Source organism: Simiduia sp. (assembly GCF_058345725.1).
In genome coordinates this window covers 54,699-74,461 of the sequence record NZ_JBTUOC010000004.1, presented here as the reverse complement: position 1 = coordinate 74,461, position 19,763 = coordinate 54,699, and the positions used below count along the sequence as shown (strand labels likewise).

Sequence of the window (19,763 nt, the reverse complement as noted above, 5' to 3'; positions counted from 1 at the left end):
AGTGCGCCCTTTGTCAAGGCGCGACCGATTTAAGGCTCTGCCACCTCATCGCCTGCTCAGCCAGTTTTAGTGTGGTGGGCAAGCGGCGGCTACTGGGTGCTCGGGGCTTCTGCAAGTTTGCGGTCAAAGAACGCAGTAATTTGGTTAAATAGATGAATGCGGGTTTCCTTGCCGCGAATGCCATGCTTTTTGCCAGGATAATTCGATTGTTCAAAGGGTTTCATGTGATCTTGCAGGGCGGCGTAGACTTTGGTGGCATTTAAGAAGAGCACATTGTCGTCTGCCATGCCGTGCACGATGAAAAGACCGTCGCGGTAGTTATCCAGGTAGGGGAAAACGTTGCTGGCATCGTAGCCGTCGCTATTTTCTCTGGGGTGGCCCAGGTAGCGTTCGGTGTAGTGGGTGTCATACAGGCGCCAGTCGGTTACCGGTGCCACGGAAACGCCGGCGCGAAAGACTTCGGGTGCCTTAAACAGCGCCATGATGGTCATGTAGCCACCGTAGCTCCAGCCGAAGATACCGATGCGGTCGGCATCCACATAGGGCAGCGTTTTCAGAAACTCGACCCCCACTAATTGATCGCGCAATTCAATATCGCCCAGTTTTTTGTGGATGGGCGTTTCGAATTTCAAACCGCGATTGCCGCTGCCGCGGTTGTCCAGCTTGAACACCACATAACCTCGTTGCGCCATGTATTGATGCCAGTAACTGTTGCGTCCTAGCCAACTGTTTTTGACGCGTTGAGCCCGAGGGCCACCGTAGACATCGATAATAACCGGGTAGCGCTTGCCCGCTTGCAGGTTCGCAGGTTTGAGCAACTGGTAGTACATGGCCTGGCCATCGGCGGCTTTCAAACTGCCGAATTCCGGGGCAATGTGCGCCTTTAAAAAGGGCGCATAGGGGTGTTTGTCATCTAAGGCGTTGCGCTCTAACCATTCGATGTGGCTGCCGTCGATATTGTGGTAGCTAGTTTGCGTGGGCTGGCTGACCGAGGAAAAATTATCCAGGTAGGTATTGGCTTTTGGCGACAAGGTAATGTCGTGGCTGCCGGCCCGCTGACTGATGCGCTCTACCTGCGGCGAATCGCTGAATATTTTGGCGCGATACAGGTGAGTTTCTAGAGGGTTGTCGTAGTTGGCGGTAAAGTACACCCAGCCTTTTGCTTCGTCGACGCCGGCCACGTTCAATACAACGCCATCGCCCTGGGTAATGGCTCCGAGACGCTTACCGTCCACGGTATAGAGGTAGAGTTGCATGGTATCTGCGGACTCGCTGCCCCAGATGAAGTGCTTTTCGTCTTTTAGAAATTTCAGATGATCGTGCAGGTTCACCCAGTGGCTGCCCGTCTCTGATAATAACAGCGTGGATTTCCCGCTGCGGCTATCGGCCTTTAGTAAATCCAGTTGTGTTTGTGCGCGGTTTTGGCGTTGAACCAGTACCTGTTCGCTGTTGGCAAACCAATTGACGCGAGCGATGTAGATGTCGGTCTCCTTGCCGATGTCGAGCCAAGTGGGCTTGGGTTTGCGCTGTTTAAGTGATAGAACGCCCACTTTGTTGATCACATTAGCCGTGCCCGTGCGCGGGTAGCGCTGATCGAATACCTTGAAGGATTCGCCTTCAATTTCGTAGCGCTGCTCGATGCCCACGGGACTTTCGTCGATGCGCACAAAGGCGATTTTCTGGCTGTCTGGCGACCACCAGAACCCGGTGCTGCGGCCCATTTCCTCTTGGGCGACAAATTCCGCCATGCCATTTTTCACCGTGCCCCTGCCGTCAAAAGTGAGTTGGCGCTCTTTGCCCGAGGCGATATCGATCACATAGAGGTTTTGCTCGCGAATAAACGCCACCTGGTTGCCGTCGGGTGAGATTTGCGGGTCGGTTTCAAAGGCGTCTGTGGCGGTGAGCTGTTTGGGCGATTGCTGTTTTAGGTCATAGAAAAACAGATCGCCAGACAGTGGGAACAGCAGGCCCGCGCCCGTGGCGGCCCACTGGTAAGTGATGATGCCACTGTGAGTGATGCGGGCGCGCTCGCGCCGCGCCTTCTCTTCGTCGGATAGCTCGCGCGCTGGCACCAGCTTGGCCGAATCTACCAGCAGGGTGTGCTGGCCGCTGGCGCGCTCATAGGCCCACAAATCCAATTGCTCAAAATTGTCTGCTTTGGCGCGCAAGTAGGTGACCTGCTCGCCGTCGGGACTCAGGTCAAGGCCGCGCATTTCGGGGCCATTCAGGCTGGGATCGGCGTAAATACGCGCCACCGACAGGGCAGAATGATCGGCTTGAGTTTGAGCCGGCAGCGCCAGTGCCACCGCGAGGGCGGCAAAAAGTCTGAGTTTCATCGTGTCATCACCTGCTTTTTTAGATGCTCGAAAGGTAAAGCAATGGCCGCCCAAGAACAATTCGCACCGATAAGCCCGCAACAATTAAGCACAAAGTGCGAGACAAATACGAAATCGTGACGCTCTTGTGACACTTCTGTGAGGATTGCCCGGCCGCCGGTTGAGACACTGTGCTTCGCAGTACACCACTCAACCAATAACGACAGGGAAACCATTATGCCAACTTCAAAATTTATCGGCGCCTGTGCTTTGGGCCTACTGAGTTTGGGCACTCAGGCTGCAGACTACCAAATCGACATTCAGAATCTGACTCGCGGCAGTTACTTTACGCCCCTGCTAGTGGCGGCCCACCCGGATAGTGCGCCCTTATTCACCCTGGGCACTGCCGCCGACGGCGCGTTGCAGGTTATGGCAGAAGGGGGCGATATCAGCCAATTAGAGGCCGCGGTCACGGGTGTTGGTGGCGCCGTGGTAGCCAATCCGGCGGGTGGTCTTTTGGGGCCAGGTATGACGACCACGGCGATGATTAGCAACAGCGACAATAGCGCCAATGCCAAGCTGTCGATCGTGGGGATGATCTTGCCCAGTAACGACGGATTTGTGGGCCTAGACCGTTTGGCACTGCCCACTGAGTCCGGCACCTACGTGTTCCAGTTAAACGCCTACGATGCGGGCACCGAGGGCAACGATGAAGTGCGCGGCTCTGGCGCCGCTGGTATGCCGGGTATGCCTGTGCCGCCGCCTCTGGAGTCATTGATTGAAACCAATGGCACAGGTCTCAGTGCCAGTGCAGAAGGTTTTGTACATGTGCATCGCGGCGTCCTGGGCGACCTTGATCCGACGGCGGGCGCGAGTGATATCGACGCCAGCCAGAGCCGTTGGCTAAACCCCGTGGCGCGCATCACTGTCACCGTAAACTAAGGAGCACGCCATGAAACCCACAGCGGCAATACTGCCAGCGGGTGTGCTGATAAGCGCACTGCTATTAACCGGTTGTCCCAACCGCGATGACAATAATCAGCCTGATCCTGTCACCCAATCCTACGGCTTTACAGTGACCACCACCAATTTAACTGCCGCGCAGCCGGTATCGCCCTTGGCTGTCGTGCTGCACCAGCCATCGCTACAGTTGTTTGCGGTGGGTGCCGAGGCAAGCGAAGCGCTGGAGCAACTGGCGGAGGGCGGCGACAATGGCCCTCTGCTCTCGGAAATCCGCGCAGGTGACGCTGCCTTTAATGCGGTGTCTGGAGCGGGTGTGTTAATGCCGGGAGACAGTGAAACCCTAGCGCTGAGCGCCGAACTGACGGCCGAACAGGCACAGGCGCTCTCGCTGTCATTGGTGACCATGTTGGTTAATACCAACGATGCCATGAGTGCGGTGTCGGGCTTAGATGTAACAAATCTGGCCGTCGGGGACTCCATCAGTGTGTCCACTTTGGTCTACGACGCTGGCACCGAAGCAAACAGCGAGTCCGCCGACACAGTGCCAGGTCCGGCGGCTAACGGCGGCGCGCAGGAGGGATTTAACGCCGAGCGCGATGATGCCAACCAGGTGTTGATGCACAGCGGTGTGATCAGCGCCGAGGATGGCCTGGCTAATTCCACGTTAACGGCGCTACACAGATTTGATAACCCGGCCATGCAGGTGACGGTAACCCGCACCCAATAGCCAGTCTGTTCAGGCCGCCACACCTCCGCCTGTGAGCGCGCGGAGTGTGGCGGCACGTGCGACGTTATTCCAACTCTCAGAGGCTTTTATGAGTGCCCAACTGCTGGCTTACCCGCAAACCCCACGCAGGGTATTAATTATTGAGGATGAGCGCGATTTAGCCGAGCTGGTGCAATTGCAACTAGCTGATTTATCGGCTGACTGCACGCTGGCGCACACGGGGTCCGAGGGTTTGCGTTTAGCCATGGCCCAAAGCTGGGATGTCATCTTGCTGGATTTGCGCCTGCCGGGCTTGGACGGTTTGGATGTCTGTCGCGAGCTGCGCGCCCAGGGCAATCAAACGCCTGTGCTGATGCTCACTTCGCGAGCGACGGAGTTGGACCGGGTGCTGGGCTTAGAGCTGGGCGCCGACGATTACCTCACCAAACCCTTCAGCGCGCTCGAGTTGGTGGCGCGGGTAAAGGCATTGATTCGCCGGGCCGATATGCGTGGTTCGCCGCCTATCGCCGCTGCGGCCCCTGTCGCCGTCGGCGACCTCTGGTTGGACCCCGAGCGGCGCACGGTAAAGGTAGCGAACCAGTCGGTGGAATGCACCGCCCGCGAATTTGATCTGCTGCTGCACTTTGCCCGATATCCCGGTAAAGTTTTTCGGCGCATGGACTTGTTGCGCGATGTGTGGGGTTACGGTCACGAAGGTTACGAGCACACAGTAAATAGCCATATCAATCGCCTGCGCGCAAAAATAGAAACCGATCCAAGTAAACCTCAATATATTTTAACCGTCTGGGGTGTGGGGTATAAGTTTGGGGAGTGGGCATGATGTGGCAGCAGTGGAGTTTGCGCACCCGCCTGAGCTTGAGTTTTCTGCTGCTGTTTAGCGTGATTGGGCTGAGTTATGTGTCGTTGATATTGTGGAGCAGCGACCGACATTACCAGGAGATTACCCAGCGGATTAACCGCAGTTTGGCCATGTACATTGTCGATCGCGCGCCCTTGATTACACAGGGGCAAGTGAATTATGAAGCCATGACGGAGCTGTCCAATCTCGTTATGGTGGTCAATCCCATTGTGGAAGTCTATTTGTTGAATGCGCAGGGACAGATCGTTGCCCAAGGTATTCCCGCCGACGATGTGCTGCGCACCCAGGTTGACCTGGCACCTATACAACGCTGGCTGGCGCAACCAGAGCAAACACCGGTGTTGGGCACAGACCCGCGCGCCAATGCGGGCGCTAAGGTTTTTTCGGCATTTCCGGTGGGGACGGCAGACAATCCCGAAGGTTACTTGTACGTGATATTGGGCGGTGCCAATGTGAGCACGCTCAGCGATTCTTTGAAAGGCAGCTACAGTCTGCAATGGGCGGCGGGGGCTATATTGGCGCTGTTGATTTTTGGTTTGGTCGCCGGGGTTTTACTGTTCAGTTTGTTGACTCGGCCGCTGCGCAATCTGTCGGCTGCCATGCAGCAGTTTGCGCGCCAGCAGCAACTGCTTACCAGTGCAGATATACGTCAAAATCCCAATGAAATTGTGGCGATGACGGAAACCTTTTCGGCCATGCAGGCGCGCATTATCGCGCAAATGCAAAGCCTGGAGGAAACCGACCGGCTCAGGCGCGAATTAATTTCCAATGTCTCGCACGATTTGCGCACGCCCTTGGCTTCTATGCAGGGCTATCTAGAGGTGTTGACCGTGAAAGGCGAGCGACTCTCGCCCGGTGAACGCAATGGATACTTGGCCACCGCTTACAAGCACTGCCAGCGCTTGGGGCGACTCGTGAGCGAATTGTTCGAATTGTCCAAGTTGGATGCCGGGCGGATTGAACCAACGTTAGAACAATTCTCTCTGGCTGAGTTGCTGCAGGATGTGATGCAAAAGTTTGAACTCAAGGCCAAGGCACAGGCGGTTACTTTGTCGTTTGAAAGCCAAGGCCTGGCGCATCCAGTGCACGCAGACATAGCGTTGATTGAGCGAGTGCTGGAAAATTTACTCGACAATGCACTGCGCTATACACCCGAGGGTGGGCGGGTAAATCTACTTATCGCGAGCGCACCCGAAGGGGTAAACGTGAGCGTGCAAGACACCGGCATTGGCGTCTGTGCGGAAGAATTACCGCATCTTTTTGAGCGCTACTACCGCAGCCAATCGGCGGCCCGACACAGTGAGCAGGGCACCGGATTGGGATTGGCTATTGTGAAACGCATTTTGGATCTGCACGGTTGCAGCATTGCGGTGGAGTCGGAACCGGGCCGCGGTAGTTGCTTTCGCTTCTCGCTGGCAGCAGCCTAGCGCGGCCCTTGTCATTACCCGTAGCTAGCGCGATCGGGTGCAGCCGCTGCCACGCCCGATCGCCGCCAGGAACTAGGGGCAGTTTCCGATGATGTAATAACCGGCACTGGTTTGTGCCAGGGTGCTGCTGTAGTAGGTGTTGTACAGCCCCATGCGGCTGCCCGAGCCCAGCGCATAGGCATAGCCGCCGCTGGTGGTGGCCCGTCCGGCCTGCACATGGCTGTAGTTACTGGCTGTGGTCTGCGTGCACTGATAGTCGCCATTGGGCGTGCTATCGCAGACATTGCCAATGCCGTCGCCGTCGTTGTCGGCTTGATCCCCATTGGCGGTGTTGGGGCAATTGTCGAGTGCGTCTGCCACGCCGTCGCCATCGGCATCGGGCTGGGTATCGCCGTTGGGTGTGCTGTCGCAGGCGTTGCCAATGCCGTCGCCATCGTTATCGGCTTGATCGGTGTTGGCCGCCTGCGGGCAATTGTCAACACTGTCGGCCACGCCGTCGCCGTCGGCATCTTCTATTCCGCCGCCGGCACAGGCCTGCACGGGACCATTGCAACTGGGCTCACCGTCGGCAATCCATTCGCACTGATTATTGCCGGCGCTGAATTCGCGCATGGTAAAGGCGCTAGTGCCAAACGCCAGATAGCAGGCGGAGTATCCGTCGCCCCAGGTAATGTGGCCCAGATTGATATGGTGGTTGTAGTTGCCCGTGGAGCCGGCGTCGATGGTGAATTGCACGGTGCGTTGGCCGCTCAGGTTGGTGGTGTCGGTGGCGGTAACGGTGGCGCTGTTGTTACCACCCGGCAGGTTGCATTGGGTGACGGTGTACTGGGTGCCATCGACGCTGGCCGATTGCGCACCATTGTTAAAGCTCGCACTGACGCTCGCCAAATTGCCGTTGTCGTCGTATACGGTGCCGGAGAGAGTGACGCACTGGCCGTTGACACTGGCCGTGGCCGATTGCACAACCGGTGCCGTGGCGGGCGGCTCGGGACCAACCCGTTGGGTTAACACAGTGGCCGGAGACGTCACAGCGCCCTCGTTGTCCGCTGCAGTAACGGCAATCTCATAGAGATCGTCGGCGAGATTGTGAGCGCTGATGGCGAAATTGTCTGCGCTATCGGGTGTAGTGGAAAGTTCGAGCGGCGGCGTGCTGGTGTCAAAATCATCAATCACAACGTTCACAGACACCACACTGCCTTCCAAGTCGCTGGCGCGCCCGGTGATCAACAAGCTGCTGCCACTGACGCTGGCGGCGACCGAGCTGAGCGTGGGCGCCGTATTGCGGCTAACTCGCTTATTGTTGTTTTTGAAAAACTCGCCCAGATAGCTGGCGTAGTTAATGCTTGCGCTGCTGACGTAGCTGCCCGACGCACCGGCGCCACCGGACCAGCTGTGATCCAGATTGTTCAGCCATAACATTGAGACGCGACCGTTTTGCCACATGAATTGCTCGGCGGCTTTATTGCCCTCGCTGATGGTCTGGCTGCCGCTGAGAATCGACACGCCATAGACGCCGGCCATGCCGTTGGCATTTTGCTGGTTGTAACAGGTGTCCACGGTGGTGTCTTTGTCGCCGTGGGCGATGGAGGCAATTTGGGTGGCGAAGTGCGACTTGTAACTGCCCGCGTAGCTATTGCAACGGCTGGCGACATTGGCGCTTTCACAGGCGCCAATGGCACCGCTGGAGCTGGTGCCAATGCTTGGGCCGGCGCTAATGCCCATCCCGGCAAACACGTCTGGCGCCAGGCAGGCAGTGGTATTGGCAAAGGCGGCGCCCGAACTTAATCCGGCAATGTACACCTGATCGGGATCGATGGCGCGAGCGCTATCATTACTCAAGGCATTGGCCAGGTTAATCAGGTTTTTATAATCCTTGTGATTGCGCGATTTTGTGGCATCCCAGTAGTGCCAACAACTGAAGCCGGATTTATTCATGGCGTCTGGCACCGCGATGACCATGCCGTACTGCTCGGCCGCCAGTGCGAGATTCGCCGTTTTGAAGGCATCAATGCTTTGTGTGCACCCGTGTAAAACAATAAGCAGTGATTGCCCGTTGCCAATGGGCGATTGGCTGTCAGGGGTGTAGATATGTACCTTATTAAAACCACCCAATGCCACATTGTTTTGCCAACTGCCCGCCATTCCATGGGCGGAAAAAAATAGCCAGCTACAGGCAAGCAGCGCAGCCCAGGGCGCGCGTAGTAGGTTTTTCATTGTCATTGCTCCAAACACTTTTTGTTATTGAATTGTTTGAGCCAGCGCCTTGTTAGCGCAAAATCTGGAAGACCGATACCGCAGGTGTGACCAGGCCGATAGGCTCGGGCTCGGTGGGCGTCGGCAAGGGGGAAGGCCATCGGGCGCGGGCTATAGACAGGTAGGCCCGGCGCAATTTTGGCCTAGCCTTCGCCGGCGCAGTGCCTCCATGGCAGCCTGTCTACCCTAGCAGTCGGGGTGTGGCTGGCCACTAGACCTTGGTATTAGTCGCGCCTTTATTTGCGGTGAATTAATTGCTTGGGGTAGCGAAACTTAACGGCGTTACGCCAGAGCGGCGGCCACAGCGGCTTTGGCGTGCAGCTCAGTGGTGTCGAACAGCGGTAGCGCGCAGTGTTCTGCTTTGAGCAGCAGTCCCAATTCCGTGCAGCCGAGAATGACTGCCTGCGCGCCTTGACTGGCGAGTTTGTCGAGCGCGCGCTGTAGCTCAGCCCGCGACTCGTCCAAGAATTTTCCTTGGCACAACTCGTCAAAAATAATGCGATGTATGTTGTGTTGTTCTGCTTCGTCGGGGGTTAACACCTGCAGCTGGTAGCGATCGCGCAAGCGCCCCCGGTAAAAATCTTCAGCCATGGTGAATTGTGTTCCCAGCAGTGCCACCGAGTGAAATGACGCCGCCTGCAGCGCCTGCGCCGTGGGATCGGCAATATGCAGAAGCGGAATATCGATCGCCTGGCTGACCGTATCGGCTACCTTGTGCATGGTGTTGGTGCCAATCAGCAGAAGATCGGCGCCGGCGATTTCCAAATGTTTGGCGTGCTGCGCGAGGATATCGCCGGCCTGCTGCCAGTTGCCGTTGCGTTGCAAGGTGGCGATATCTGCGAAATCCAAGCTGGCCATTAGAATCTTGGCCGAGTGTAATCCGCCCAGCTGGCGCCGCACTTCGCGATTGAGCAGCGCGTAGTAGTGGGCACTGGATTCCCAGCTCATGCCGCCAATTAGGCCGATGGTTTTCATGGAGCGATTCCTTTGATAGACGGCCGCGGAGGCGCTATTTAAATTGAGGTTGCTGGTCGGTAATTGGGTGGTAGTGGGCGCGGCTGCGCGAGGCCGGCGTTTGACCTTTCATGTAAACAGACTCCATCACAAAACTGCCGTCGGGCTGAGGTGTCGCTGTAGCGGTTACTTGTGTAATGCCGTCTTTATTGCCTTTGACCTGCTCGACACTGACGAATTGATGACCGTCAAAGTGCGCCTGTCCCTGCGTGTAAAAACCGGCAGTGGTGAAATAGTAAAAGCGCAAGCTTTGCGTTTGTTGGTCGTAGAAAATAATGGATTCGCCGCCGTATTCACCCCGGTTAATTGAATGCAGTATGCGAATGGCTGTACCGTTGAGCGCGCGCTCCCAGCGCGCAATATCCACCACAGGCTTTCCCGCATCGGCAGACATGTCTGCGCGGTAGGTTTTATCGACAAATGGTTGAAAGCCTGCCAATTGCGATATGAGTGTGTGTTTTTGCGCCGGGTCTGGGACGCTGGCAGTATCTGCCCCTGCCAAAGGGGATAGCGCCAGGGCCAAAAGCAAGACGCCACCTACGCGCTGGCTTAGATTCCGAAAACGCAGTGCTAACATGCTACTCTCCTGTCAAATTTTTATCGCGCGGTCACAGCAGAATAGAGAAAGCCATGACAAAACCCAAGCCCCTACTGTATTTACTCGCGCCCCACTATGGGCCAGAGGCCAATCAATTTTGCCCAGACTGCGCCCTGGTGCTGGGTTACTTTCAATATGAACCCGCCATGGCGGCGGTGGTGGACATTCAAACCATCGCCTTTGAGCGGCCGCGCGCGGCGCTGCTGGAGGCTCTCGGCGAAGCTTTGCAGAATTGCCCAGCGCTAGTCTTTCCGCCAGGCGTGGAACCGGAAGGCGTCCCTGTGTCGCCCGTAACCGGGCGCGCTTATTTAAACGATGGACGGGCCATTTGCCGTTGGCTGGGCACCACCTTTGGCGCCATGGTGCCGTCCTGAAACGCTTATCAAACCCAGTAGATTGAACATGGAGAATGTATGCACATAGTCATTACTGGCGCAAACCGGGGCATCGGTCTGGCCTTAACACAACAGTATTGCCAGCAGGGGCACCGGGTTTCGGCCGTGTGCCGCGATGCCAGTGAAGCCCTGAGGGCCAGCGGTGCCACGGTCATTGACCGGGTGGACGTGACCGATGAAGCCGGCATTGCCCGGCTGCAAAGCGCCCTGGGCGACTCGACCATTGATCTATTGATCAACAATGCGGGTTTGTTGGTGGGGGATCAGTTGGGGGAGTTGCCCTGGCGCGACATCGAGCGCCAATTTGCCGTAAATACACTGGGCCCCCTACGGGTCACCCAGGCGCTGCTGGGCAATTTGCCGCGCGGTGCGAAAGTGGCGCTGATTACCAGCCGCATGGGCTCGGTGGCAGACAATACTTCCGGGGGCTACTACGGCTATCGGATGTCAAAGGCGGCGCTAAACGTGGCGGGCAAATCGCTGGCCGTGGATTTGGCGCCCAAGGGCGTGGCGGTGGCACTACTGCATCCGGGCTTTGTTCAGACAGCGATGGTTAATCACGCCGGCGACATTAGCGCGGAAGAGGCGGCGAGTCGGCTGCGCGCGCGCATAGAGGCGCTCAATCTGGACAATACTGGCGAATTTCGCCACGCCAATGGCGAGCTGCTGCCCTGGTAAGCTAGCGCGCGGGCAGGCGCAGGCTGTGTGCCAAAAACAGCGCGCAGCTGAGCAGTGCGATGGCCACACCCTGATGGGTGGCGGCCAGACCCACCGGCACTTGATGCAGCAGGGTAGCGATACCCAGGCTGACTTGAACAAGCAGGGTTGCATTCAGTAGGCATACGGCCACTTTGGTTTGTGTGGTTGGTCGCCGGCGCCAGATGCACAATGACAAGCTTGCGATCAAGACGACCAGCGTGTAGGCCAGCATGCGGTGATTAAATTGTATGGTGGTCAGGTCTTCAAAGGCCGCCAGCCAGAAAGGTTGTGTGTGGTAGAGCTGGCTGGGGAAGAAGCTGTCGCCCATAAGTGGCCAAGTGGGGTACACCAAGCCCGCACGCGTACCGGCTACCAATGCGCCGGTTAGAATCATTAAAAATAACAGGCCGCACAGGGCCTGTGCGCGTTTGGCAAAGCGCTGCCCACCCGCTCTGGGTTGCAGTAAATCGAGTGCCAGCCACAGCATGTACGCGTAAATGAGCACGGCTAAGCCCAAGTGTGCCGCCAGCCGGTACTGACTAACCCGGGGGTTGTCGACTAGCCCACTTTTCACCATGTACCAGCCCAGCAGCCCCTGCAATCCACCTAAAACGAATAACCCCCACAGTTTGGGTGAAAGGCCATTTTTTATCCGACCGGCAAATAAAAAGTAAAGAAACGGCAGTAGAAAAAATACGCCGATGAGTCGGCCCAGGAGCCGGTGGCCGTATTCGTAGTAGAAAATGGTTTTGAAATCGTCGAGACTCATGCCGCGATTGACTTTTTGGTATTCGGGAAATTGCTTATAGCGCTCAAATTCCGCGTGCCAAGCCGTGTCGCTTAGCGGCGGCAGAATTCCCGTTACCGGCTTCCAATCCACAATAGAAAGCCCGGACTCGGTAAGTCGTGTGACGCCGCCTAAAATAATCATACAAAAAATCGCACTGGCACAAAAAAGCAGCCACTGGGCAATGCGGCGATCGTTCAATCGGTCTTGTGAGTCAATCATCGGGCAATCTTTCTACATTATTTTTTTAAGGGACAAACATACTCAGGCCCGGCGGAAAATGCAATTGAAGAACATCACTGCTGCGCGTGCTTGTCCGAGTTTCTGACGGCAGCGGCGGCGGGCCAGCGCCGCTCGCCGGCTACCCAAGTTTGCGCCACCTTTAACTGCCACAATTGCTGGGGTGGACTCTGATAGGGATCGCTGTCTAAAAGTATAAAATCTGCCCACTGCCCAGGTTCCAGCGTACCCAAATGCGATTCCATGTGCGCAGCCCAGGCCGCGTCGCGGGTAAACAGGCTGATCGCCTCGCTAACGGAGACCGCATCGTCCATGCGCCAGCCCTGCGCGGGTTGATTGCGGTGATCCTGCCGAGTGACTGCCGCGTGAATACCGTAAAAGGGATTGGCGGGCTCTACCGGAAAATCTGAGCCAAAGGCCATGCGGGTGCCGGCGGCGAGGAGGGTGCGCCAGGCATAGGCGCCCTGGAGTCGCCCTTGCCCCAGACGATCCTCTGCCATGTGCATGTCGCTGGTGGCGTGAGTCGGTTGCATGGAGGCGACCAGGCCGAGTTGAGCCAGGCGCGATAAATCATTGGGCGCGACAACCTGGGCGTGCTCTACGCGATGGCGCAAGCCGCGATTGCCACCGCTCTTGAACAGCTGATCAAAGTTGTCTAATACCTGCCGGTTGCCCTGGTCGCCGATGGCGTGCACGCAAATCTGAAATTGGGCGGCGTCTATTTGGCTAAACAGCGACATCAATGCAGACTGTGAGGTGACCGCTAAACCGCGATTGCCCGGCGCATCGGCGTAGTCGTCCAACAGTGCTGCGCCGCGGCTGCCGAGCGCGCCGTCGGCGTACAATTTCACGCTGCGGATGGCGAGCATTTGTCGGTCGTCCTGAATAGGCCCGGCCTTGAGCCAGCGCGACAGATCCGGACTGCTGCCGTCGAGCATGGCATACACCCGCAAAGGCAGTGTGCCGGCCTGTGCACGACGACTCAGCTCGTCAATCATGAATTGACCCACGCCGGCATCGTGCACACCGGTGAGGCCCTGTTGCAATAGGTGCTTAAACGCCGTATCCAGCTGGTGCTGACGTTCCTGTTGTGTGGGTTGAGGTTGTTTGCTGGTAATCAGTTGCATGGCGTTGTCGATGAGTATACCGGTGGCCTCACCTGCTGCATTGCGCTCTATCTGGCCGCCCGCCGGGTCGGGTGTGTCTCGGGTAATCCCGGCCAGTTTTAGCGCCTGGCTGTTAACCCAAAGGGCGTGCCCGTCTACGCGCTCTAGTACCACGGGCTTATCGATCGCCAATGCATCGAGGTGTGCAGCCTTGGGGTAGCGTTTATCGGGCCAATTTTCCTGGTTCCAGCCGCGCCCGGTTACCCATGGGGCTTTAGTGTTTGGCGCGAAGGCTGCAACAGCGTCGACAGCTTGAGTCACCGACTGACTCGCGCGCAAATCGACACTTGCCAATGATTGCGCCAGACCGGCTAAATGGCCGTGGGCGTCGATCAATCCGGGCAGTAGCGTGCGCCCGGCACCATCGATCACCTGTGTATCTTCACGCGTCAACGCCGCGATGCGCTCGGCATTGGTGGTCAATACTTTTCCATCGCGAATCAGCAGAGCGTTAAAGGTAAAGGGCGCGGCACCTGCAGGTGCCGCATGACTGTGGCTGTAGCCCTGAATATTGGAAATTAATAGGTCTGCGGCCAAACTAGGATCGGGGCTCAGCAGTGTGCAAATGAGCGCGCCCAATGCAATTGGGCGCAACTTGCGCGTAGGCGTGGCGAAATGGTGTAACAGATTCATGGGAGCCTCTGGGTTGCGAATTATTACTGTTATTGTGCGCGTTGCTCAGTGTACCAGTGGCGTCTGGGGGGCTGGCAAGTGATAGGCCGCAATGGCGGCCGGGCATTGGTAAATAGATGAGGGGCAGGTTTAGAGGGCAGGACGCAGCGGCCGGCGTAATGACCGCTGCCCTGCGTGCAGCAGGATCGTGTGAGCCCGGGTTCTCTCAGTGAAAAAATACGCGGCGTTCGCGGGTTTTACGGCGGTCGGGCACTATGGCCCAACCGCGGTGTAAAAGCCGACGGTCTACCGTTAAACGGCGATTGTCAGCGCGTCTATCCACAAAGCCTTCAGGGCTACTGTCTTGCATCCAGCAGTCGCCCCCCAGATCGTTGATATAGGCCACCAGCTTCTGAGCGCTTTTAGCGTCGGTATTGTGTTTGATAACCACGGGATAACCGCTGGCTAATTGCTGTCGGGTGTGGTCGCTAAAGGAAAATTTTTCCTGCAACTTTTTCAGTAGCTCGTAGGATTTTGTGGGATCTATGTATTTATCGATAAAGACCACGTCCAACCCGGAGACTTGATCGGCCGACAAGGAGCGATTTGCAGATTCCCCCAGATATTGCCCGCTGTGTGCGTGTGAAGGGTTTTGTTTTGCTGATTGGCTCACAATTATTCTCCTTGTGTTGTACGGGGTACTACTTTCCCTGTTGCGATCTAGCGGGTGTGTTGAGGGTTTGGGTTCGGTTGCTAAATACCTTGGCTGTGTTGCGATATCTAGGCTGCCGTGACTATGTATTGCCTGGGTATCGCCTGGGTATCGCCTGGGTATTGCCTGAAAGTGTCTGTTTCATTTCTCAATTTGCTTTTTAGTGCAGAGCAATGCGCCTGTCGAGAAAGTGGGCAAAACCTAAATAGCGACGCATTTCGCCGCTGAGTGGCTCTGCGCATCTTGATTGCTCACGACTCTGAGTCCGTCAGTGCACCGAGATAGCCTGAACATTTAAGCTGCCAAGGTTCACTTTGTTCAGATGCAGCGCGGTCAGCAGTAATGCAAAAATAATATGCCGCAATCACCCCAAGTCTAGCAAAGTTCTTTCCCGGTTAAAAAAGGCTAATTGGCAATAAGTGCCGATAGAGATATATCCACCAGTGGCACATAAAACATCATTGACGAAAAACTTTACACAGGCAGCCTGGGCTGCCTGTGAGTGTTGTTAACTCAGTGTTGTGCCGACGTATCCAGACCCTTGGGCTGTGGACCGCCGTGCTCGGCAAACCACCAGAGAATATAGGCGACCTTGTTCATTAAATTTGAAGGGCGTGCGGTAATGCTGTGGCCGGCTTCGGGAATGCGCACCATGGCGGTTTTGACGCCCGCCAGTTTCAACGCCTGATAATATTGCTCGGTTTCAGACATGGGGGTGCGGTAGTCGGCCTCACCGGTGAGTAACATGGTGGGCGTGGTGACATTGCCCACGTAACTGATGGGCGAGCGGGCCATGTAATGGGCACTGTCTTCCCAGGGCTTTTTGTCAAACCAATAGCGCGAAAAATACGGGTAATAGTCGGCAGTGAGGCTGAAGCTAATCCAATTGATGACGGGCTTGGCGACTACCGCCGCTTTAAAACGTTGGGTGTGGCCCACAATCCAGGCGGTGAGCACGCCGCCACCACTACCACCGGTAACGAACAAACGGTCGGGATCGACAAAGCCCTTGTCGATTACCTGATCGACAGCATCCATCAAATCGTTGTAGTCGCGCGATGGGTAGTTGTGATGAATTTCGTTGACGAAGGCGGGACCGTAAGAATCGCTGCCGCGTGGGTTGGCGTAGACTACCACATAGCCAGCAGCCGCATAGAGTTGCACCTCCGCAGAAAAACGTGGGCCGTAATTGGCAACGGGGCCGCCGTGAATTTCCAGCATCAATGGGTATTTTTTGGCGGGATCAAAGCCCGGTGGGTAGGCAATCCAGGCTTGCAAGGGCAACTGGTCGACGCTCGATGCATAGTTGAGTGTTTCAATCTTGGCCAACTGTGTGTGTTGAATCAACGGCTTGCTGAGTTCCGTTAGTAGCTTAACCTTGCCTTTGCGTGGGTACATGACGGCAATTTCTGCAGGCCGTTGCGTGCTGTTATGGGTAAAGGTCAACAGGTCGTCGTGTATATTGAAATCGCCACTGGCATAGGGGCGCCCCAACACAGTGCCGCCCAGATCGCGCGTTAATATCTTGGCTTTGCCGGTGCGTGGCTGCCAGGCAATAATGGATTCACCGTGGTCGTCGTAGCTCAAGTACACGCCTTTACTGTCTGCGCGCCAGTGAAAATCTTTGACATCGCGCTCCAGCGACTCGGTTACTGTGTGTACCTTGCCGGAGGCAAGGTCAAGCATATAGAGGCGCGTTACCTCGTACAGTTTTAACTTATCCTCAAAGCCCGTAAACGCCAGAACTTTACCGTCGGGTGATAGCCGAGCGTGTGCGTCAGGCCCGGGTCTAGTCACAACGTTTTCTACAGTTTGCGTGGCAATGTCTAAGCGATAAATATCGCTGTTAAGTATGTCCTTTTCTGGGTTTTTAACCGCGGAAAAATAGAGGCTACGGCCATCGGGACTGATACTCAGCGGTCCGTTGTGATCCATTGGCGCGCGGGTGAGCTGACGGGCCTGACCACCGTTGGCGTCTAAGGTGAAAACTTGCTTGTAGCCCTTGGTGAGATAGCCCGCGCCGTCGGCGCGGTAGTAAGTGGCGTCGATAAAGACTGGCGGCTTGGCCCATTTAGCGCCTTCGGGTTTCCCGGGAAGTGTTACTGGGGGCGCGCTTTTATCCGCGACAAACTGCGTAAAAAATAGCGCACTGCCGTCGGGGGCCCAGGTCAATTGACTGGCACCTTTAGTCAATTGCGATAGCACGGTTGTTTTACCACTGGCTAGCCACAGCAGGTGAATTTGTTGGCTACCGCTGCGATCGGAAATGTATGCAAGACGTTTACCATCGGGTGACAGACGCGGCATGCGGTCGCTGAAATGGCCCGATGTAAGAGGCAGCGCTTCGCCGCTTTTCACGTCGAGCTGCCAGATATTGCTGCGCTGTCGATCGCTTTGTCGATCCATGTAATTGCGCACAAATATCACGCGGTTGGTGCGGCTGTCTGGTTGCGGATCACTGGCGTAGGCCAGTTGAAAAACGTCTTCCAATTGAAGTGCAGCACTCCACGAGGGGAGTGCGATCAGCAGAAAAAGTGCGCTTAGCAGTAGCGCTTTCAGCCGGTAAATACAGTGCATGGGGCGTTCCTGTGTTGGTTGAACATTTGGCAGTAGTGCCGTTTTAGTCTTCTATGGCCGAGCGCTGGCGCACCAGTACGCGGGTATTGGGCAGCGGGCAAGGGCAGTCGCGTGCAGGTGCGGTAAAGCCCAAGGAAGTCAATAGCGCAACCGATCGCGCATTGTCCGGATGCACCATTGCCCAGAGTGTAGGCCGTCCGTCGGCGTCGGCCTGCTGAACGACAGCTCGAGCCGCCTCGCGCGCAATGCCTTGCCCGCGGGCGGCGGGCAGAAAGGCATAGCCGATATCTGGTCCCGGCAGATAGGGCCGCTGGAGCAGGCCACAAGTGCCGAGCCAAGCGGTAGTGCCCAGCATTCGCACCGCGTAGTTGGTAATGCCCGAGCGACGCCGCTCAGCCATGGGCCCCGCGCGCAGGTACTCGCGGGCCTCGGTCTCGGTGCGCAAGCCCTTGTCGCCGACGTACTGTAGAAAGTCGGGATCGTTAAAGAGCGCCAGCAGGAGCGCGGCATGAGTCTCGTCGAGGGGCAAGAATTCGAGTCTTTGGGTATGCATAGCGTACAGTGGTCGGGCTTTGTCTAGGTAGTTAGTGTTAAGACGTAGTAGACCACCGAGTCATCAGTCGTTTCTACCACAAAAAATGGGCGCAATTGCCACTGAAACCTGGCGCCTGACTGCTACACTCAAGCGATTCAAAGTCTGAGCAAGGTTTAGAGCAGGATTATTATGGACGAGCATATTGTGATTCACCGCGAGCAGCGCGTGCTGACGCTGCAGTTCAATCGCCCTGAGCGAAAAAACGCCATTACGCGGGCCATGTATAGTCAGTTGGCCGACGCCCTGAATGCAGCGGCGCAGGACAGCGACATACGCGTCGCGCTGATTACCGGCACTGACGATTGCTTTACCTCCGGCAATGATTTACAGGATTTTATGGCGGGTGGTGAACTCAATGCCGACAATCCGGTGGTGCAGTTTTTAATGGCGTTATTGCATTTCCCAAAGCCCGTTGTGGCAGCCGTCTCGGGCGCCGCGGTGGGTGTGGGTACTACGCTCTTGCTACAGTGCGATCTGTCCTACGCCGATACGAGCGCTAAATTTCAAATGCCTTTTGTTAATCTGGGATTGGTACCGGAATATGCCTCTTCCTTTTTTGTGCCGCGCTTAATTGGCCAGGCGCGCGCCGCCGAATTGCTGTTGTTGGGTGAGGCTTTTAATGCCGAGCAGGCGGCTGCCATGGGCATTATCAATGGTGTTGAAGCAAACCCTAATGCAAAAGCGCGCGCGCAAGCCCTGCGCTTGGCAGATCAACCGCCGGCCGCCGTGCGCGCGACCAAAGCGTTGTTGCGCAAGCCGCTGCTGGATAAGGCCGAGGCGGTAATGCAAACGGAATTTGCCGCCTTCGCCACGGGGCTTGCGGGGCCAGAATTTAAAGAGGCGGCGACAGCGTTTTTCGAAAAACGCAAACCTGATTTTTCGAGCTTTAGCTAACTTGTGCGCTGAGTTCAGTGCATTAATACGATGTAAAAATTTAAGGGAAAATTAACATGAGTATCACGTTAGATTTTACCGGTAAAAATGTTTTGGTAGTGGGTGGAACCAGCGGCATTAACCGCGGTGTGGCTGAGTTATTCGCCAAACACGGTGCCCGGGTGGCAGTGGCCAGTCGCTCGCAGGAAAAGGTGGACGATACCGTCGCCGCACTGAAAGCCCTGGGTAGCGATGCCATGGGATTTGCTGCGGACGTGCGCCAGCCTGATGCCATCAAGGCGGGCGTGGCCAGTGTGCACGCGGCCTTCGATGATTTGGATGTGGTGGTGTCTGGTGCGGCCGGCAATTTCCCGGCCACGGCCATGGGTATGTCTGCCAATGCTTTTAAAGCCGTCATCGACATTGACTTAATGGGTACCTTTCACGTGATGCAGGCAGTTTATCCCTGCTTGAAAAAGCCCGGCGCGAGCGTCATCAATATTTCTGCGCCGCAGGCATTTATACCCATGGAGGCACAGAGCCATGTATGTTCCGCCAAGGCCGGTGTGGACATGATTACTCGCACACTGTCGCTGGAGTGGGGTCCCAAGGGGGTGCGCATTAATTCCATTGTGCCGGGCCCCATAGATAAAACGGAAGGCATGGCACGCCTGGCGCCCACCGAAGAAATGCGCGCGGCCTGCGTTGAATCTGTACCATTAAAGCGCATGGGCTCAACCGAAGACATTGGCAACGCCTGTTTGTTTTTGGCCTCCGATCTAGGCGCCTATGTGAGTGGTGTGGTGCTGCCCGTCGACGGTGGTTGGGCACAAAGTGGCGCCGGTAGCATGAGTGCATCGCTGGCGGCTTTTGCGCGGATGAGCGAAGCCAAAAGCCAATAGGCTTCGCCATTAGCGAATACCCCTAACGGCGGCGTCTTCGGGCGCCGCC

At 56.6% G+C, this 19,763-nt stretch carries 17 protein-coding genes; 8 read left to right on the top strand and 9 right to left on the bottom strand.

Features of this window, described 5'->3' with window-relative positions; all coding sequences use genetic code 11:
* Nucleotides 1-89 precede the first annotated feature (89 nt).
* Nucleotides 90-2,336, bottom strand: coding sequence for a S9 family peptidase (locus ACW8F6_RS00970; RefSeq protein WP_491573960.1), 2,247 nt, complete (start codon nt 2,334-2,336; stop codon nt 90-92).
* A 216-nt stretch (nt 2,337-2,552) separates the two neighbouring features.
* Between ACW8F6_RS00970 and ACW8F6_RS00965 the strand changes: the two genes are divergently transcribed.
* The 4 genes from ACW8F6_RS00965 to ACW8F6_RS00950 all read left to right on the top strand — a co-directional run bounded on the left by ACW8F6_RS00965 (nt 2,553) and on the right by ACW8F6_RS00950 (nt 6,291).
* On the top strand, nt 2,553-3,257 hold the full coding sequence (locus tag ACW8F6_RS00965) for a spondin domain-containing protein (RefSeq protein ID WP_491573959.1): 705 nt from the start codon (nt 2,553-2,555) through the stop codon (nt 3,255-3,257).
* A gap of 10 nt (nt 3,258-3,267) precedes the next feature.
* Nucleotides 3,268-4,005, top strand: a complete 738-nt coding sequence (locus tag ACW8F6_RS00960; RefSeq protein WP_491573958.1) for a spondin domain-containing protein — start codon at nt 3,268-3,270, stop codon at nt 4,003-4,005.
* Nucleotides 4,006-4,093: 88 nt separating this feature from the next.
* Nucleotides 4,094-4,825: a response regulator transcription factor gene (locus tag ACW8F6_RS00955; protein ID WP_491573957.1), complete on the top strand. Its 732-nt coding sequence runs from the start codon at nt 4,094-4,096 to the stop codon at nt 4,823-4,825.
* Entirely contained in the window at nt 4,822-6,291 is a 1,470-nt protein-coding gene (locus ACW8F6_RS00950) for a sensor histidine kinase (RefSeq protein WP_491573956.1), read from the top strand. The genes ACW8F6_RS00955 and ACW8F6_RS00950 overlap by 4 nt, the downstream gene beginning before the upstream one ends.
* A 72-nt stretch (nt 6,292-6,363) precedes the next feature.
* Here the strand turns inward: ACW8F6_RS00950 and ACW8F6_RS00945 are convergent, their stop codons facing one another.
* From ACW8F6_RS00945 to ACW8F6_RS00935, 3 genes are all read right to left on the bottom strand, one after another.
* Entirely contained in the window at nt 6,364-8,511 is a 2,148-nt protein-coding gene (locus tag ACW8F6_RS00945; protein ID WP_491573955.1) for an extracellular catalytic domain type 1 short-chain-length polyhydroxyalkanoate depolymerase, read from the bottom strand.
* A gap of 315 nt (nt 8,512-8,826) precedes the next feature.
* Nucleotides 8,827-9,519 carry an aspartate/glutamate racemase family protein gene (locus ACW8F6_RS00940; protein ID WP_491573954.1) on the bottom strand — a complete coding sequence of 231 codons (693 nt, stop codon included), beginning with the start codon at nt 9,517-9,519 and terminating at the stop codon, nt 8,827-8,829.
* A 34-nt stretch (nt 9,520-9,553) separates the two neighbouring features.
* A complete protein-coding gene (locus ACW8F6_RS00935) occupies nt 9,554-10,135 on the bottom strand; it encodes a hypothetical protein (RefSeq protein WP_491573953.1) in 582 nt (193 codons plus the stop codon).
* Between the two features lie 53 nt (nt 10,136-10,188).
* On the opposite strand from ACW8F6_RS00935, the gene ACW8F6_RS00930 reads away from it, so the two are divergent.
* Nucleotides 10,189-10,530, top strand: coding sequence for a DUF3088 family protein (locus ACW8F6_RS00930; RefSeq protein WP_491573952.1), 342 nt, complete (start codon nt 10,189-10,191; stop codon nt 10,528-10,530).
* 39 nt (nt 10,531-10,569) lie between these two features.
* A complete protein-coding gene (locus ACW8F6_RS00925) occupies nt 10,570-11,229 on the top strand; it encodes an SDR family oxidoreductase (protein ID WP_491573951.1) in 660 nt (219 codons plus the stop codon).
* 1 nt (nt 11,230) lies between these two features.
* Here the strand turns inward: ACW8F6_RS00925 and ACW8F6_RS00920 are convergent, their stop codons facing one another.
* The 5 genes from ACW8F6_RS00920 to ACW8F6_RS00900 form a co-directional block, all read right to left on the bottom strand.
* The gene (locus ACW8F6_RS00920) at nt 11,231-12,259 is read right to left on the bottom strand and encodes a COX15/CtaA family protein (protein WP_491573950.1); all 1,029 of its coding nucleotides are present in this window, start codon (nt 12,257-12,259) and stop codon (nt 11,231-11,233) included.
* A 74-nt stretch (nt 12,260-12,333) separates the two neighbouring features.
* A complete protein-coding gene (locus ACW8F6_RS00915) occupies nt 12,334-14,076 on the bottom strand; it encodes an amidohydrolase (RefSeq protein WP_491573949.1) in 1,743 nt (580 codons plus the stop codon).
* 205 nt (nt 14,077-14,281) lie between these two features.
* On the bottom strand, nt 14,282-14,728 hold the full coding sequence (locus ACW8F6_RS00910) for a hypothetical protein (protein ID WP_491573948.1): 447 nt from the start codon (nt 14,726-14,728) through the stop codon (nt 14,282-14,284).
* Nucleotides 14,729-15,280: 552 nt separating this feature from the next.
* The gene (locus tag ACW8F6_RS00905) at nt 15,281-17,344 is read right to left on the bottom strand and encodes a S9 family peptidase (protein WP_491573947.1); all 2,064 of its coding nucleotides are present in this window, start codon (nt 17,342-17,344) and stop codon (nt 15,281-15,283) included.
* Nucleotides 17,345-17,387: 43 nt separating this feature from the next.
* Nucleotides 17,388-17,897, bottom strand: coding sequence for a GNAT family N-acetyltransferase (locus ACW8F6_RS00900; protein ID WP_491573946.1), 510 nt, complete (start codon nt 17,895-17,897; stop codon nt 17,388-17,390).
* Between the two features lie 171 nt (nt 17,898-18,068).
* Here ACW8F6_RS00900 and ACW8F6_RS00895 point away from each other — a divergent pair, with 171 nt between their 5' ends.
* A complete protein-coding gene (locus ACW8F6_RS00895; protein WP_491573945.1) occupies nt 18,069-18,833 on the top strand; it encodes an enoyl-CoA hydratase in 765 nt (254 codons plus the stop codon).
* Nucleotides 18,834-18,889: 56 nt separating this feature from the next.
* Complete coding sequence (locus ACW8F6_RS00890; protein WP_491573944.1) at nt 18,890-19,714, top strand: SDR family oxidoreductase; 825 nt, start codon at nt 18,890-18,892, stop codon at nt 19,712-19,714.
* Nucleotides 19,715-19,763: the final 49 nt, after the last annotated feature.

What these genes read in the sequence shown, in the direction of transcription:
- ACW8F6_RS00970 (WP_491573960.1), bottom strand. Translation starts at nt 2,336, where the DNA reads ATGAAACTCAGACTTTTTGCCGCCCTCGCGGTGGCACTGGCGCTGCCG.
- ACW8F6_RS00965 (WP_491573959.1), top strand. Translation starts at nt 2,553, where the DNA reads ATGCCAACTTCAAAATTTATCGGCGCCTGTGCTTTGGGCCTACTGAGT.
- ACW8F6_RS00960 (WP_491573958.1), top strand. Translation starts at nt 3,268, where the DNA reads ATGAAACCCACAGCGGCAATACTGCCAGCGGGTGTGCTGATAAGCGCA.
- ACW8F6_RS00955 (WP_491573957.1), top strand. Translation starts at nt 4,094, where the DNA reads ATGAGTGCCCAACTGCTGGCTTACCCGCAAACCCCACGCAGGGTATTA.
- ACW8F6_RS00950 (WP_491573956.1), top strand. Translation starts at nt 4,822, where the DNA reads ATGATGTGGCAGCAGTGGAGTTTGCGCACCCGCCTGAGCTTGAGTTTT.
- ACW8F6_RS00945 (WP_491573955.1), bottom strand. Translation starts at nt 8,511, where the DNA reads ATGACAATGAAAAACCTACTACGCGCGCCCTGGGCTGCGCTGCTTGCC.
- ACW8F6_RS00940 (WP_491573954.1), bottom strand. Translation starts at nt 9,519, where the DNA reads ATGAAAACCATCGGCCTAATTGGCGGCATGAGCTGGGAATCCAGTGCC.
- ACW8F6_RS00935 (WP_491573953.1), bottom strand. Translation starts at nt 10,135, where the DNA reads ATGTTAGCACTGCGTTTTCGGAATCTAAGCCAGCGCGTAGGTGGCGTC.
- ACW8F6_RS00930 (WP_491573952.1), top strand. Translation starts at nt 10,189, where the DNA reads ATGACAAAACCCAAGCCCCTACTGTATTTACTCGCGCCCCACTATGGG.
- ACW8F6_RS00925 (WP_491573951.1), top strand. Translation starts at nt 10,570, where the DNA reads ATGCACATAGTCATTACTGGCGCAAACCGGGGCATCGGTCTGGCCTTA.
- ACW8F6_RS00920 (WP_491573950.1), bottom strand. Translation starts at nt 12,259, where the DNA reads ATGATTGACTCACAAGACCGATTGAACGATCGCCGCATTGCCCAGTGG.
- ACW8F6_RS00915 (WP_491573949.1), bottom strand. Translation starts at nt 14,076, where the DNA reads ATGAATCTGTTACACCATTTCGCCACGCCTACGCGCAAGTTGCGCCCA.
- ACW8F6_RS00905 (WP_491573947.1), bottom strand. Translation starts at nt 17,344, where the DNA reads ATGCACTGTATTTACCGGCTGAAAGCGCTACTGCTAAGCGCACTTTTT.
- ACW8F6_RS00900 (WP_491573946.1), bottom strand. Translation starts at nt 17,897, where the DNA reads ATGCATACCCAAAGACTCGAATTCTTGCCCCTCGACGAGACTCATGCC.
- ACW8F6_RS00895 (WP_491573945.1), top strand. Translation starts at nt 18,069, where the DNA reads ATGGACGAGCATATTGTGATTCACCGCGAGCAGCGCGTGCTGACGCTG.
- ACW8F6_RS00890 (WP_491573944.1), top strand. Translation starts at nt 18,890, where the DNA reads ATGAGTATCACGTTAGATTTTACCGGTAAAAATGTTTTGGTAGTGGGT.